Origin of the sequence: Citrobacter sp. FDAARGOS_156, from assembly GCF_001559235.2 — a bacterium.
GTDB lineage: Bacteria > Pseudomonadota > Gammaproteobacteria > Enterobacterales > Enterobacteriaceae > Citrobacter > Citrobacter youngae.
The window spans coordinates 872,263-887,189 of sequence record NZ_CP014030.2; the positions used below are offsets into that span (position 1 = coordinate 872,263).

At 51.4% G+C, this 14,927-nt stretch carries 17 protein-coding genes; 8 read left to right on the forward strand and 9 right to left on the reverse strand.

Annotation, left to right across the window (positions count from 1 at the left end; translation table 11 throughout):
• Nucleotides 1–5: 5 nt before the first annotated feature.
• The 3 genes from treC to treR all read right to left on the reverse strand — a co-directional run bounded on the left by treC (nt 6) and on the right by treR (nt 4,231).
• Entirely contained in the window at nt 6–1,658 is a 1,653-nt protein-coding gene (gene treC / locus AL515_RS04280; RefSeq protein ID WP_061067125.1) for an alpha,alpha-phosphotrehalase, read from the reverse strand.
• 49 nt (nt 1,659–1,707) lie between these two features.
• A complete protein-coding gene (gene treB, locus AL515_RS04285; protein ID WP_048212842.1) occupies nt 1,708–3,126 on the reverse strand; it encodes a PTS trehalose transporter subunit IIBC in 1,419 nt (472 codons plus the stop codon).
• Nucleotides 3,127–3,283: 157 nt separating this feature from the next.
• Nucleotides 3,284–4,231 (reverse strand): trehalose operon repressor TreR, encoded by a 948-nt coding sequence (gene treR, locus AL515_RS04290; RefSeq protein WP_061067126.1) that lies wholly within the window; start codon nt 4,229–4,231, stop codon nt 3,284–3,286.
• A gap of 417 nt (nt 4,232–4,648) precedes the next feature.
• Between treR and mgtA the strand changes: the two genes are divergently transcribed.
• The 7 genes from mgtA (at nt 4,649) to AL515_RS04325 (ending at nt 12,246) form a co-directional block, all read left to right on the forward strand.
• A complete protein-coding gene (gene mgtA / locus AL515_RS04295) occupies nt 4,649–7,357 on the forward strand; it encodes a magnesium-translocating P-type ATPase (protein ID WP_061067127.1) in 2,709 nt (902 codons plus the stop codon).
• Between the two features lie 377 nt (nt 7,358–7,734).
• Complete coding sequence (locus AL515_RS04300) at nt 7,735–8,712, forward strand: TRAP transporter substrate-binding protein (RefSeq protein ID WP_061067128.1); 978 nt, start codon at nt 7,735–7,737, stop codon at nt 8,710–8,712.
• 62 nt (nt 8,713–8,774) lie between these two features.
• Nucleotides 8,775–9,284, forward strand: a complete 510-nt coding sequence (locus tag AL515_RS04305; protein WP_061067129.1) for a TRAP transporter small permease — start codon at nt 8,775–8,777, stop codon at nt 9,282–9,284.
• A 30-nt stretch (nt 9,285–9,314) separates the two neighbouring features.
• Entirely contained in the window at nt 9,315–10,601 is a 1,287-nt protein-coding gene (locus AL515_RS04310; protein ID WP_061067130.1) for a TRAP transporter large permease, read from the forward strand.
• Between the two features lie 193 nt (nt 10,602–10,794).
• Nucleotides 10,795–11,469: a hypothetical protein gene (locus AL515_RS04315; protein WP_225807932.1), complete on the forward strand. Its 675-nt coding sequence runs from the start codon at nt 10,795–10,797 to the stop codon at nt 11,467–11,469.
• Nucleotides 11,462–11,881 carry a hypothetical protein gene (locus AL515_RS04320; protein ID WP_071887313.1) on the forward strand — a complete coding sequence of 140 codons (420 nt, stop codon included), beginning with the start codon at nt 11,462–11,464 and terminating at the stop codon, nt 11,879–11,881. The genes AL515_RS04315 and AL515_RS04320 overlap by 8 nt, the downstream gene beginning before the upstream one ends.
• Nucleotides 11,878–12,246 carry a hypothetical protein gene (locus tag AL515_RS04325; protein ID WP_048212837.1) on the forward strand — a complete coding sequence of 123 codons (369 nt, stop codon included), beginning with the start codon at nt 11,878–11,880 and terminating at the stop codon, nt 12,244–12,246. The genes AL515_RS04320 and AL515_RS04325 overlap by 4 nt, the downstream gene beginning before the upstream one ends.
• A 34-nt stretch (nt 12,247–12,280) precedes the next feature.
• Here AL515_RS04325 and ridA read toward each other — a convergent pair whose 3' ends face one another.
• From ridA to pyrL, 5 genes are all read right to left on the reverse strand, one after another.
• Entirely contained in the window at nt 12,281–12,667 is a 387-nt protein-coding gene (ridA, locus tag AL515_RS04330; protein WP_000047544.1) for a 2-iminobutanoate/2-iminopropanoate deaminase, read from the reverse strand.
• 76 nt (nt 12,668–12,743) lie between these two features.
• On the reverse strand, nt 12,744–13,205 hold the full coding sequence (gene pyrI, locus AL515_RS04335) for an aspartate carbamoyltransferase regulatory subunit (protein WP_003025816.1): 462 nt from the start codon (nt 13,203–13,205) through the stop codon (nt 12,744–12,746).
• A gap of 13 nt (nt 13,206–13,218) precedes the next feature.
• The gene (gene pyrB / locus AL515_RS04340) at nt 13,219–14,154 is read right to left on the reverse strand and encodes an aspartate carbamoyltransferase (protein ID WP_061067131.1); all 936 of its coding nucleotides are present in this window, start codon (nt 14,152–14,154) and stop codon (nt 13,219–13,221) included.
• A 2-nt stretch (nt 14,155–14,156) separates the two neighbouring features.
• Nucleotides 14,157–14,210 (reverse strand): pyrBI operon leader peptide, encoded by a 54-nt coding sequence (locus AL515_RS24065; RefSeq protein ID WP_106875647.1) that lies wholly within the window; start codon nt 14,208–14,210, stop codon nt 14,157–14,159.
• Nucleotides 14,191–14,292: a pyr operon leader peptide gene (gene pyrL, locus AL515_RS04345; protein WP_016155570.1), complete on the reverse strand. Its 102-nt coding sequence runs from the start codon at nt 14,290–14,292 to the stop codon at nt 14,191–14,193. Before pyrL ends, AL515_RS24065 begins: the two co-directional genes overlap by 20 nt.
• Here pyrL and AL515_RS04350 point away from each other — a divergent pair.
• Nucleotides 14,272–14,394 (forward strand): hypothetical protein, encoded by a 123-nt coding sequence (locus AL515_RS04350; RefSeq protein WP_086523826.1) that lies wholly within the window; start codon nt 14,272–14,274, stop codon nt 14,392–14,394. The two genes, pyrL and AL515_RS04350, sit on opposite strands and share 21 nt — an antisense overlap.
• Here the strand turns inward: AL515_RS04350 and AL515_RS04355 are convergent.
• Nucleotides 14,391–14,870 (reverse strand): arginine repressor, encoded by a 480-nt coding sequence (locus AL515_RS04355; RefSeq protein WP_043018242.1) that lies wholly within the window; start codon nt 14,868–14,870, stop codon nt 14,391–14,393. The two genes, AL515_RS04350 and AL515_RS04355, sit on opposite strands and share 4 nt — an antisense overlap.
• Nucleotides 14,871–14,927 lie beyond the last annotated feature (57 nt).

Below are 14,927 nucleotides of genomic sequence, written 5' to 3' on the forward strand. Positions count from 1 at the left end.
GCAAGCTATTTTTGCACCCACCAGACGGCTTCGAAAGGACGTAGCGTCATGTCTGCGGGTTGGCTGGCGACCTCGGCATAGTTGTGCATCAGCACCTGCCAGTTTCCCCCGGTATGGGGCGGCTGCCAGCGTTGGAAGGTATCGCTCAGATTGGCAATGACCAGCAGTCGCTGCCCTTGCCACTCGCGCTGATAGCACCACAGATGCGGGCTGTCCGGTAACAGATCCTGATAGTCGCCCCAGGTGATCACCGGCTCCGTTTTGCGCAGTGCGATCAGCCTCTGATAGGCATAGAACACCGAGTCGGTATCGTTCAGCGCTGCCGCCACGTTGATCTCCGCCGCGTTGTCACACAGATTGATCCACGGCTCGCCCTTGGTGAAGCCCGCGTGTTGGCTGGCATCCCACTGCATCGGCGTGCGGCTGTTATCGCGGGATTTACTGGCGAGGATCGCCAGCAATTCGTTGGCATCTCGCCCCTGACCGTTCAGTTCGGCAAACATGTTATGGCTTTCCACATCGCGATAATCGGTAATCTGGCTGAAGTGCGGATTGGTCATGCCGATCTCTTCACCCTGGTAGATATAGGGCGTGCCCTGCATGCCGTGCAGCACCATCGCCAGCATTTTGGCCGACGGAATGCGGTATTTACCTTCATCGCCAAAACGCGACACGATGCGCGGCTGATCGTGGTTACACCAGAACAGCGCGTTCCAGGCCTGATTGTGCATGCCCTGCTGCCAGTGGCGGAACAGGGTTTTCAGCGCCACATAGTCGGGTTTGGCTAACGTCCACTTCTCACCGTTGGGGTAATCCACTTTCAGGTGGTGAAAGTTAAAGGTCATCGACAGTTCGCTGCCATCGAGTGCGGCATACTGCTGGCAGTTTTCCAGTGTGGTGGAAGACATCTCTCCCACCGTCATCAGGCCGCGTGGCGTGAAGACGTCGCGGTTCATCTCGCGTAAAAACGCATGCGCGCGCGGGCCATCGGTATAAAAACGGCGTCCATCGCCGTCGGGATCGTTCGGGAAGCTCTGATCTTTAGAGATAAGATTCACCACGTCGAGGCGCAATCCGTCCACGCCGCGATCGGCCCAGAATTCGCACACTTTTTTCAGCTCGGCGCGTACCGCCGGGTTCTCCCAGTTCAGGTCTGCCTGTTCAGGAGCAAAGAGGTGCAGATAATACTGCTCGCTTGCGGCGTGCCAGCCCCAGGCGCTGCCGCCAAATTTGGAACGCCAGTTGTTCGGTGTACTGTCTGGCGTACCGTCACGCCAGAGATAAAACTGGCGATACGGGCTGTCTTTATCCAGCGCCTCACGAAACCACGCATGCTGGGTTGAGGTGTGGTTAAACACCATATCGAGAATAATACGGATACCGCGCGCTTTCGCCTGCGCCACCAGTTCGTCAAAATCTTCCAGCGTACCGTAGGCCGGATCGACAGACAGGTAATCCGCGACGTCGTAGCCGTTATCAACCTGCGGCGAAATATAGAACGGCGTCAGCCAGATGGCATCGACACCCAGCTTTTGCAGATAGTAGAGACGCTGGGTCACGCCGCGTAAATCGCCGGTGCCGCTGCCGGTGGTGTCCTGAAAACTCTTGGGGTAAACCTGATAGATAACGCCGTTTTGCCACCAGTGTGGAATAGTCATGGTTGTTTCCTGGAAATACGCTGGGGCGCAACTGCGCCCCGAAGAAAAGTTAGATAATTTGTAATGTGCCCAGACGGTATTTACGCTGGTAAACAAATGAGGTCAGTATCATTGGGATAACAATCGCAATGACCATCGCCATGCCAAATACCTGCCAGTAGGTCGGCTGGATGGAGAGGATGCCCGGCAAACCGCCGACGCCAATCCCGTTTGCCAGCACTCCGTTCAGGCCGCACAGCAGTCCGGCGAGACCGGAGCCGATCATCGCGCACAGCATCGGGAAGCGGTATTTCAGGTTGATGCCGTACATTGCCGGTTCAGTGACCCCGAGATACGCGGAGATGGCTGCAGGGACTGAGATTTCACGTTCGTTGTGTTTGCGACTGGAGATAATGATGCCCACCACCGCAGAGGCCTGAGCGATATTCGACAGCGCGATCAGCGGCCATACCGGCGTGCCGCCCATGCTCTGAATCATCTGCATGTCGATGGCAAGCGTAGTCTGATGCACGCCGGTGATCACCAGCGGGGCGTACAGGAAGCCGAACAACGCCGCGCCGATCGGGGCAAAACTACCGGTCAGCAGATGACGGACCGCAAACGCGACACCATCGCCGATCATGCGGCCAAACGGACCGATAAAGGCGTGCGCAAGGAATACCGCAAGGATCAGCGAGCACACCGGGACGATCACCAGATACAGATAATCCGGCACGATGCGCTTCATGCGCGTTTCAATAAACCCGAGCGCCAGCCCGGCCAGCAACGCCGGAATAACCTGCGCCTGGTAGCCCACTTTCTCAATGCTGAACAGACCGAAGTTCCACACCTCCGGCACTTGCTGACCGAGCAAATAGGCGTTCATCAGTTGCGGTGAAACCAGGGTTACGCCCAGCACAATACCGAGGATCGGCGTACCGCCCATTTTTTTCACTGCCGACCAGCAGATCCCGACCGGCAGATAGAAGAAGATCGCCTCGCCAATCAGCCACAGGAAGTCGTAAAGGGTTTTCAGCGAAGGATGCATCTGCGCCAGCGTCTGGCCGTTGCTCATGGGCAGATCGCCGATTACGTTACGGAAACCTAAGATCAAACCGCCGCTAATTAGCGCGGGCAGCAACGGGAAGAAGATCTCCGCAAAATGAGAAATCAGCTGTTCGTGCCATTTCATATTCTGCCGCGCCGCTTTTTTCGCCTGCTCTTTGTCGGCGCTGGCCTGTCCGGTTGTCGCCAGCAGCGCTTTGTAGTAATCGCCCACCTCGGTGCCAATCACTACCTGAAACTGCCCGGCGTTGGTGAAGCAGCCTTTGACCATCGGTAGCTGTTCGATCTCTTTGGGTCTGGCATTCGCGGGTTGATTCAACACAAAACGCAGGCGCGTAATGCAGTGACTCACCGTGGCGATATTGTCGCGCCCGCCTACCAGCTCAATCAGCCGGTCGATATCCGCTTGTTTTACTTTGCTCATGATGACGTGTGTTCCCCGTAGGTCGGATTAGACGCTTTTGCGACGTCATCCGGCAGATGTCTCGTTGTTGGTGCCAGAGTATATCGTCGGTGAATATTTAAAAATGGGAACGTTCCCGAAACGCAGTGAAGATCACAAATTAGTGCTCAGAAAGCGATCAGGAGAGGGTGGCGGGGATGACGATTTGCCGCAGTTCGCTGCGGCCGTTGATCTGTTCGATCAGCTGCGAGGCCGCTTGCCGTCCGGCTTCAGCGTAGCCGGGATCGACGGTGATGATCTCCGGATGGAGGAATTTCATCAGCGGCGTATTACCGACGCTTGCCAGTTGCAGGTTGTCGATTCGCTGTTCCTGCAGATATTTGCTGACGCCAAGGGCAAGCGTGTCCGTCGCACAGACTAACGCAGTTGTTTCCGGCGTAATGACATCGGCGGCATGCTCATAGCCCTGTTTCATGGCCAGACCAGGCAGAGCAGCGACAGGATGCAGCTTATGTTTCTTGCAGAAGGTCAGGTAGGCCTCATGACGGCGCTTACCGGTGGTCACGTCGCTATGGGGGACGCCAAGGAAACTGATATGACGATGTTCGCGATCGTACAGACGCTGCATCAGGGTATGAATGGCGCCTTCGTCGTCATAACAGACGGAGGCAAAGCCTTTGGCATCCCTGGCCAGCAGAACCAGAGAGTCCTGCCAGGAGGTGAGCATGGTTTCCGTTACGCCGGTAAAACCAAACAACACGACGCCATCAATGTTGCGACGTTTGAGCATTCCCAGATGTTCTTCTACCAGTTCAGGTGAGAACTGGCTTTCCATCATAATCGGATCATAACCCTGCTCATAAAAGGCGGGTAGCATGGTCTGCACGGCGAGATTTTCCGAAAGTGAGTCCAGACGCGTGACGATAATCGCCACGACTTTGTCGCTTTGCCCACGCATGGCACGTGCGGAGCGGGAAGGGGAGAAACCGTGCTGATTCATCACTGCTTCAACACGTTCACGGGTGCGTTCGCTAACGCCGCTTTCGTTGTTGAGCACACGGGAAACCGTTGATTTCCCCACACCGCTTAAGCGGGCGATGTCTTTAATAGTCAGCCGATTTTGCATCCTGTTTTCCCGTTGCGCACTTTTTCAGTTATATCAAAGAGAGTAACTTTACCCATGTGGAGTGCAATGGGGAAAGTCTGCTTTAAACCGTTCACCCTTCAGGCGATGTGTATACGTTTGGTTTAGTTTCCATGCTGTATCATACCGCCATAATTGTCACAAACCTTATGGTTTTCTGCGTATAATCCGCAGCGCTTATCATTCACTTACCGGAGGCTATATGGATCCCGATCCCACCCCTCTCCCTAAATGGAGAACCCCCCCTCTCCGGTAAGCCTGTTTTCACTGTCTTACCGGAGCTGTAAGACAGTGACGTTCTGACGTCCCTGTTGTGATTTTAAAATTGCCACCAGGCAAGGCTTTGCCACGCCTGAAGGATTTACTGCGCCCGCTTATACTGGTGCAGAGGGACTGCCTATGTTCAAAAATATTACTCGCCAGCTGTTTGCCCGGCTAAACCGCCATTTACCGCATCGTCTGGTGCATCGCGATCCGCTACCCAATGCGCAGACCGTCGCCAGCACGCCGATCCCGCCTTCGCTGAGCGAACATTGCCTGAAAATGGCGCTGATGGACGAAGAAGCGCTGTGGAAAACGTTTGGCGCGCACCCGGAAGGATTGAACGCCGCAGAAGTGGAAAACGCTCGCGAGTTACATGGCGAGAACCAGCTACCGGCGCAGAAGCCGTCGCCATGGTGGGTACACCTGTGGGTCTGCTACCGCAACCCGTTTAATATTCTGCTGACTATTTTAGGCGGCATTTCTTATGCCACCGAGGATCTGTTTGCCGCGGGCGTTATCGCCTTGATGGTTGTCATCTCCACGCTGCTGAATTTTGTCCAGGAAGCGCGTTCCACCAAAGCGGCGGATGCGTTGAAAGCGATGGTCAGCAACACTGCTACGGTGCTGCGCGTCATCAACGAGAAAGGGGAGAACGGCTGGGTTGAACTGCCGATCGACCAGCTGGTGCCTGGCGATATTATTAAGCTGGCAGCAGGGGATATGATCCCAGCCGATCTGCGCGTGGTGCAGGCGCGCGATCTGTTCGTGGCCCAGGCTTCACTGACCGGCGAATCGTTGCCGGTGGAGAAAGTCGCCACCAGCCGCGACCCGCAGCAAAGCAACCCGCTGGAATGCGATACCCTGTGCTTTATGGGCACTAACGTGGTGAGCGGAACGGCACAGGCTATCGTCATTGCGACCGGAGCCAATACCTGGTTCGGGCAACTGGCGGGCCGTGTTAGCGAGCAGGAAAGCGAGCAGAATGCCTTCCAGAAAGGGATCAGCCGCGTCAGCATGCTGCTGATCCGCTTTATGCTGGTGATGGCGCCCATCGTGCTTATCATCAATGGCTACACCAAAGGTGACTGGTGGGAAGCGGCGCTGTTTGCCCTGTCTGTGGCGGTGGGGCTGACGCCGGAAATGCTACCAATGATCGTCACCTCAACGCTGGCGCGTGGGGCGGTGAAGCTGTCAAAACAGAAGGTCATCGTCAAACACCTCGACGCCATCCAGAACTTTGGCGCGATGGATATTCTGTGTACCGATAAAACCGGCACGCTGACACAAGATAAAATAGTGCTGGAGAATCATACCGATATCTCCGGCAAGCCCAGCGAACATGTCCTGCATTCCGCGTGGCTGAACAGCCACTATCAGACCGGGCTGAAGAATCTGCTGGATACGGCAGTGCTGGAAGGCGTGGACGAAGAATCCGCCCGCCGGCTCTCTACCCGTTGGCAAAAAATCGATGAGATCCCGTTTGATTTCGAACGCCGCCGCATGTCGGTGGTGGTCGCTGAAGAAACCGATGTGCACCAACTGGTATGTAAAGGCGCGCTGCAGGAGATCCTCAGCGTTTGCACCCAGGTGCGCCATAACGGTGAGATTGTCCCGTTAGATGACAACATGCTGCGTCGGGTGAAACGCGTTACCGATACGCTGAATCGTCAGGGGTTGCGTGTGGTGGCGGTGGCAACCAAATGCCTGCCTGCGCGTGAAGGGGACTATCAGCGTATTGATGAATCCGATCTGATCCTCGAAGGGTATATCGCGTTCCTCGATCCGCCGAAAGAAACGACCGCCCCGGCGCTGAAAGCGCTGAAAGCCAGCGGTATTACGGTGAAAATTCTGACGGGCGATAGCGAGCTGGTGGCGGCAAAAGTGTGCCATGAAGTGGGGCTGGATGCGGGCGACGTGGTGATCGGCAGCAGCATTGAAGGGTTAAGCGACGACGAGCTGGCCCGACTTGCCCAGCGCACCACGTTGTTTGCCCGCCTGACGCCAATGCACAAAGAGCGCATTGTCACACTGCTCAAGCGTGAAGGTCATGTGGTCGGCTTTATGGGCGATGGCATTAACGACGCCCCGGCGCTGCGCGCGGCGGACATTGGTATCTCCGTTGATGGTGCGGTTGATATTGCCCGTGAAGCGGCAGATATCATTCTGCTGGAAAAGAGCCTGATGGTGCTGGAAGAAGGGGTGATCGAAGGACGCCGTACCTTCTCTAACATGCTGAAGTACATCAAAATGACGGCCAGTTCTAACTTCGGTAATGTGTTTAGCGTGCTGGTGGCGAGCGCCTTTTTACCGTTCCTGCCGATGCTGCCGCTGCACTTACTGATTCAGAACCTGCTGTACGATGTATCCCAGGTGGCGATTCCGTTTGATAACGTCGACGAAGAGCAGATCAAAAAGCCGCAGCGCTGGAATCCCGCCGAGTTGGGCCGCTTTATGATCTTCTTTGGACCGATCAGCTCGATCTTCGATATTCTGACTTTTTGCCTGATGTGGTTCGTCTTCCATGCCAATACGCCTGAACATCAGACATTGTTCCAGTCGGGCTGGTTCGTGGTGGGTCTGCTGTCGCAAACGCTGATTGTGCATATGATCCGTACCCGTCGCGTGCCGTTCATCCAAAGCCGCGCCGCATGGCCGCTGATGCTGATGACGCTGGTCGTGATGGTGGTGGGCATTGCGTTGCCGTTCTCACCGCTGGCCAGCTATCTGCAATTGCAGGCGCTGCCGCTGAGCTACTTCCCGTGGCTGGTTGCGATTCTGGCGGGTTACATGACATTAACTCAGCTTGTGAAAGGTTTTTATAGCCGCCGCTACGGCTGGCAGTAATCCTCAACTTCTCTTCTGCAGGATGGTGTTAATACCATCCTGCATTTCACTTTTTCATTCGAAAGATATTCCCTCGAAATATTGGTGTTTTATTTTTATTGAAATGCTCACGCGGTAATTAGTATCAAATTGCCTTCTTTGCGTTGCTTTTTTATCAATAAAACGATCTGCATTGCAAAAATGAAACAGTGTGCTAAAAATAATGAGCGTCTGTGATTTTTTGTGAACACAGTCATCGAAATAAGTTGTTACACCAGTTAGTCTGCACAGGTAACATCGTTAAGAAAGTTTCACGCTGCCCATTTTTAATTCCGGCAGTCATTTGCTCTGCAAGCTATTCCTGTTAATGGATATTATGAACTTCTGGAGAAGGACAAATGAAACTGACAAGAAACCTGTTAAGTCTGTGTATTGGCGCGTCGGTATTACTAGCGAGTCATGCAACGCTGGCACAAACCTTTCGCGCCGCAGATGTGCATCCGGCTGATTACCCGAACGTTGTCGCCGTCAAACATATGGGGGAAAAACTGAGTGCCGCCACCGACGGTCGTCTGGAGATTAAAACCTTTCCCGGTGGCGTGTTAGGTGACGAAAAACAGATGATTGAACAGGCGCAATTAGGCGCTATCGATATTATTCGCGTTTCAATGACGCCGGTTGCCGCCATTCTCCCTGAAATTAACGTCTTTACCCTGCCGTATATCTTTCGTGATGAAGACCATCTGCATAAGGTTCTCGACGGCATGATTGGTCAGGAGATTGGCGACCGCCTGACGGCAAACAGCAAATCGCGGCTGGTGTTCCTCGGCTGGATGGATGCCGGAACGCGCAACCTGATCACCAAAAATCCGGTGGTGAAACCGGAAGATTTACACGGCATGAAAATCCGTGTTCAAGGGAGTCCGATAGCGCTGGATACCCTGAAAGCGATGGGCGCTAACTCCGTTGTGATGGGCGTCAGTGAAGTCTTTAGCGGCATGCAGACCGGCGTTATTGATGGTACGGAGAATAATCCGCCAACGTTTGTTGCGCATAACTATTTGCCGGTCGTGAAAAACTATACCTGGAGCAAACATTTTATTATTCCTGAGCTTTTTCTGTTCTCGAAAGCTAAATGGGATAAGTTGAAAAAAGAAGACCAGGATCTCATTATTAAGCTCGCTAAAGAAGCCCAGGTAGAGCAACGCAAACTTTGGCAGGATTATAATGCGAAATCGCTGGAGACCATGAAAGCCAATGGCGTTCAGTTCCACGATATTGATACGGACTATTTCTATAAAGCCACGCAGTCAGTGCGGGATAATTACGGTAAAGACCACCAGGATTTGATCAAACGGATTCAGGATGTGAAGTAATTCATCAGGTGGAGGATATCAACCCTCCGCCTGAATCTTTTGATTAATTCGAGGTGATGATTATGGGTGAATGCTATTCATCGGTAATGGATTTTCTTTATCGGGTATCAATGTGGATTGCCGGTATCGCATTATTAGTCATGGTTGCCATTATCCCTATTGGCATATTCGCGCGTTATGTTCTGAATAACGCTCTGTCATGGCCTGAGCCCGTCGCCATTCTCTGTATGGTGACATTCACCTTTATTGGTGCGGCGGTGAGCTATCGCGCAGGTTCGCATATCGCAGTGAGCATGGTGATTGATCGTCTGGGTGATGCTTCCCGTCGTTATTGCTCGATAATCGCAGACGTTATGCTGGTGGCGATAAGCCTGTTTATCCTCTGGTACGGAACCAATCTCTGTCTTGAACTGTGGGACCAGCCCGTGGCGGAATTCCCGCTTTTAAGCGCCGGGCAAAACTACCTCCCATTGCCGATTGGCTCTGCCATAACGCTGCTATTTATCGCGGAAAAGATTTTCCGTGGTCCGCAGTACCAACGTCCCGTTGTCATGCTGGGTTCGACCAGCTAGTTACCGCCCCCATTTCAGAAAGGAAAGCAGATGGATGCATTTATTCTCGTCTTTACGCTCGGCATTATGCTGGCGATTGGGGTACCGGTAGCGTACGCGGTTGGTATTAGCGCCATCATTGGGGCCTGGTACATTGATATCCCACTGGAAGCGGTGATGATCCAACTGACCAGTGGGGTGAATAAGTTTTCGCTGCTGGCGATCCCGTTCTTTATTCTGGCCGGGGCTATTATGGCCGAAGGGGGAATTGCGCGGCGGCTGGTGAACTTTGCCTATATTTTTGTTGGCTTTATTCGCGGAGGGCTGTCGCTGGTAAACATTGTGGCATCGACCTTTTTTGGCGCAATTTCTGGATCGTCCGTGGCTGATACCGCGTCCATCGGTTCGGTGATGATCCCGGAGATGGATAAAAAAGGCTACCCGCGCGATTTTGCCGCAGCGGTTACTGCCAGCGGCTCGGTGCAGGCGATCCTCACACCGCCCAGCCATAACTCGGTTATTTACTCGCTGGCAACAGGCGGGACGGTGTCGATTGCCGCGCTATTCATCGCCGGGATCCTGCCGGGCCTGCTGTTAAGTTTCAGTCTGATGGTAATGTGTGTGGCGTTTGCGCACAAACGCGGTTACCCAAAAGGGGAACGCGTGCCGTTTCGCCAGGCGCTGAAGATTTTCGTCGATACGCTGTGGGGCCTGATGACGGTTGTGATCATCATGGGCGGTATCCTGTCAGGTATCTTTACCGCGACGGAATCAGCGGCAATTGCCTGTCTGTGGGCCTTCTTTGTCACCATGTTTATCTATCGTGACTATAAATGGTCTGAGCTGCCAAAGCTGATGTTCCGCACGGTGAAAACGGTCACGATCGTCATGATCCTGATAGGCTTTGCCGCTGCGTTCGGCGCCGTCATGACTTATATGCAGTTGCCGATGCGTATCACTGAAGCCTTCACCAGTATTTCGGACAACAAATACGTCATTCTGATGTGCATTAACATCATGCTGTTGCTGATCGGTACGCTGATGGATATGGCGCCGCTGATCCTGATTTTGACGCCGGTTCTGCTGCCGGTGACCAACGCGCTCGGCATTGATTCGGTCCATTTTGGCATGATCATGCTGGTGAACTTAGGGATCGGTCTGATTACGCCGCCGGTAGGGTCAGTGCTGTTTGTGGCCAGTGCGGTGAGTAAGCAGAAAATAGAGCAGGTGGTGAAGGCGATGCTGCCGTTCTACCTCGTGCTGTTCCTGGTGCTGATGCTGGTGACGTACATTCCGGCGATTTCGCTGTTCTTGCCGAAACTGTTTGGCGTGATGTGATAAATGCCCGGTGGCGCTCGCGCTTACCGGGCCTACCTAAATTCATTCCGGGCTTCCATGCCCCTTTTTTTTTGTGTTTCACACAATGCAGCTAAATATTTTCTGAATTATGGCATTGCCAGTGTCTTCCAACAGAATACGCTAGATTATAAATGTTAACATCTTGTCATGTTAATTATTCTCAGGAGGCATTATGAACGCTTATATATTGGGGAGAGAGGAACCTGAATATAGTATTGATGTTGGAAGTGGTGAATGGTGCAGTGCGGGGCATTTTTCAGATCAATTTTATTATTATAAATATTACCTGGAGCAATTGATTGATGGGAGCTTATATTTAAAGTATCGCTATCCTTTTGCACGAGAAAATTTACTGCATTATTTGCAAAATACGGGTGAAGACATACATATTAACTTAACTGATATGATGGGAAAATCAGCCCAGTTAAGGGATAATTATGTGCAATTATTGGATGCAGCAAAGAGTTTTTGTAAAACATTACCGCCAGGTCAGCATGAGTTTACTTCTGCGCATGTTAATACTGATGATTTTATTTCTAGCGATCCAGACTTGTTTTATGCTATAGGAGGTTATCAATACTGGGGCAAAGGTCGAGTGCAAATTACCGAAGATAAGTATAAAAATACAATGAGCAATGGTAGTAGACTATGTAGTTATAATTTGACATTTCAGTTTAAGTTTTTTGACAGGTATAACTGGAATGTTAGTGTCGCAAATTCTGGAGTTCGTTTAGGTAGTATCGTTCCTGTGAATGATACTTTTATGGGGAGGTTTCATCAGGAGTGTCTGGCCAGAGAGTACAATATTTTTGGTGCCATTGAGTCAGAGGTAAAATGGTATGACTGAGCATGGCACTTTATTTTACATAGAAAAAATACTTACTTTCGCTTTAGTTTGTGCCTTTTGTTATATGCTGTATATTATTTCGGTTTGCTGGTTACCAGTACGTGAAAGTCACTATCTTCTGGTTGTACAATGGTGCCGTAACGATGATTCAAATACCCACTATGCAAAGAATTTATCCTGGCATGGTTTATATGTTTATTTGGAGAAATCGTCTGGGAATATTATTGTAAGGGAAATGAACACTCCTCTACACGATCCATTTCAGCCTTATCGGTACGTTTACCGTAAAATTGCACATGAAAATGATATATCCTTGGTCGCAGAGAAATGGGGGGTAATTAAGTGTCAGGGAAAAAATAAAGCGCTCATTGGTTCATCTGGTTATTCTTTTTTATGGAGACATGGCCAATGAAGACTTTTATAAGACGAGCTACTATAAAAATATTTTTTTTACTAATTATAATGTTTATCTGTATTTTTTCTATTAATTCAGTTGAAAGATATAACAACATTGTTGGTTTTAAAATTCACAATAAGGTAGTTTATACATTGGAAAAGATGAAGAATGATAGTGATGATGATCTTAAAATTAATATTTATAGTTCAAGGTTGAACTGGGTTTTAGGACAAACCTGTTTCTCAGAGAATATAGAATCACAGCAAAAAGGGGAAATGGAATTATATAATTGGGGTGTGGGGATAATCGAAAATGAAACCATCACCTTAAAGAATAATGGAAGAGAATTGATTTTTTCAGTTATAGGCTGCAATACTTAAGGAACCCTGCCAGAGCAGGGCTCTCTAATAAGACTTAGCGACGAACGGCGATCGCTTCAATCTCGATTTTCACGTCTTTCGGCAGACGGGCCACTTCCACGCAAGAGCGTGCCGGGAAGGTCGCGTTGTGCTCGGTGAAGAACGCTTCGTAGGTCGCGTTGACGGTGGCAAAATCGTTCAGGTCTTTAACGAAAACGGTCGTTTTTACGATATCGCCCACTTTCAGGCCTGCAGCTTCTACGATAGCTTTTACGTTTTCCAGCGACTGACGCGCCTGAGCGGACACGTCTTCCGCTACGGCACCGGTTTTCGGATCGACCGGGATCTGACCGGAAGTGATTACCATGCTACCCAGGTCAACACCCTGAACGTATGGGCCGATTGCTGCTGGTGCATTTTCCGTCGCGATAGTCTTGCTCATGATTTCTCCTGAATTACAGCGGTAATAGAATGTTCCCGCTCATTATAGGGAGCCGGGATTTCATAACCAACCCTAATTAGTTGGCCAGCACCACATAATGCGAAAACTCTTTTTCACAGTATTTGCATTTGAGTGCGATGTCATCGGCGCGCTTTTTCACTGCAAAACTGGAGGAAACCGGCTCAGCATGGCTGATACAGTTGCTGTTCGGGCAAACCAGCACGTTATCGATACGCTCAGGTAGACTCGGACGTGATTTACCCACCACGTCGTAATCGTCAATGCGGTTTACCGTTGCCTGCGGAGCGTACAGGGAGAGCTGGTTTACCTGCTCGTCGGTCAGGAACGTATTTTCGATTTTAATCAGGTCTTTACGGCCCATCTCGCCAGACGGCAGGTTCAGACCGATGGTGATACGTTGGTCGGTTTCCGTCAGTTTGAACAGCGTCAGCAGCTTAAAACCAACCTGTGCGGGGATATGGTCAATCACGGTGCCACGTTTGATGGCTTCAACCTGCAGTTTGTTATCGTGTGTCATCTCTTTTTCTCCCTTACAGTGCCAGTTCGCTATTCAGTACCAGTGCCAGTAACGCCTGGCGGGCGAAGATGCCGTTGCCAGCCTGCTGGAAATACCAGGCGTGCGGCGTCTTATCGACATCGGTGGTGATCTCATCGATGCGCGGCAGCGGATGCAGCACCTTCATGTTCTCTTTGGCTCCCGCCAGATCGCTGGCGCGCAGAACAAACTGTGCTTTCACGTTGGCGTATTCGGACGGGTCCAGACGCTCTTTTTGTACGCGGGTCATGTAGAGGATATCGACCTCCGCCATCACCTCTTCGATAGTGCCATGCAGGCTCCAGGCAATACCTTTTTCATTCAGCATATCCAGAATGTATTGCGGCATGGCCAGCGCGTCCGGGGCGATAAAGTAGAAGCGGTTACCTTCAAACTTCGCCAGCGCCTGGGTCAGGGAGTGGACGGTGCGGCCATATTTCAGGTCGCCCACCATGGCGATGTGCAGATTGTCCAGCCGACCCTGCGTTTCCTGAATGGTAAACAGATCCAGCAGCGTTTGGGTCGGGTGTTGGTTGGAGCCGTCGCCGGCGTTCAGTACCGGAACGTTACCGGAGAACTCCGTTGCCAGACGCGCAGCACCTTCCTGCGGGTGACGCATCACGATGGCGTCGACATAAGTGCTGATGACGGAAATGGTGTCGGCCAGCGTTTCGCCTTTTTTGCCAAGCGACGTGTTGCTGCTGTCAGAGAAACCTACCACGCTGGCGCCCAGGCGGTGCATCGAGGTTTCAAAGGATAAACGGGTGCGGGTTGACGCCTCAAAGAAGCAGCTGGCGATGACCTTATGCTTTAACAGCTCCGGCTGCGGGTTGGCTTTTAATTTCGCCGCCGTCGCGAGGACCAGATTGAGGTCGTCGCGGCTGAGGTCGTTTATGGAAATGATGTGTTTTTGATAGAGCGGGTTAGCCATGTTTATCTCCTGACGCCTGGGCAAAAAAAAAGCCCCTCAATTGAGGGGCTCGGAATGGATGATCAACGGAAAGAAAAACGGCAGGCCAGCGTCCTTTTTCAGACGCGGTAAGACAAAATGTCGTACACACTGAACCATACATCCTCCCGGCAAATTGTCCGCGATTATACTCAGCTCCGTTATGGGATCAAGCGAAAAATGCACGATTTATTCATCGCAAACGGTTCTTATGAATTTTAATTCATTTTAAATAGATAGTTAATCTGCTTGTGCACCAGCCCCGTTCGCTGCACGACTCGCGGCGCAACCCAGACAATACTGCTGCCAGCGATGACACCCAGAATCTCTGGTAACGCGTGGTAATCGAGGATTCTGGCAACGGCACGGCCATAACCTGCTGCAGTATGAATGAGGATAAACTCGCTATTGTGTTCCACGCTGACCACCATTTCAGCAATCGATCGGGCAGCATCAGGAGCGGGTCGCGATTGCGGATTTACAGAATAAATTTTTTGCCCTTTTGTATTTCTTATCTTTATAGCACCGAGCAGTTTCAACAGACGAGATACCGTTGACTGGCTAATCCCGGTAAAGCCATGCTGCTGTAGATCCCGACGCAGCGCTTCCTGGGACAGGTAGCTTTTTTCAGTAATCAGGCGCTGACAAATCGCCAGCTGTTTCTGTTCTTTGGTCGAGTAATCATCGAATTCCTTCATAAAAACACCCTAAATTTATTATTTGTATCAATGCGATGGCGAAATTCACCACATTTG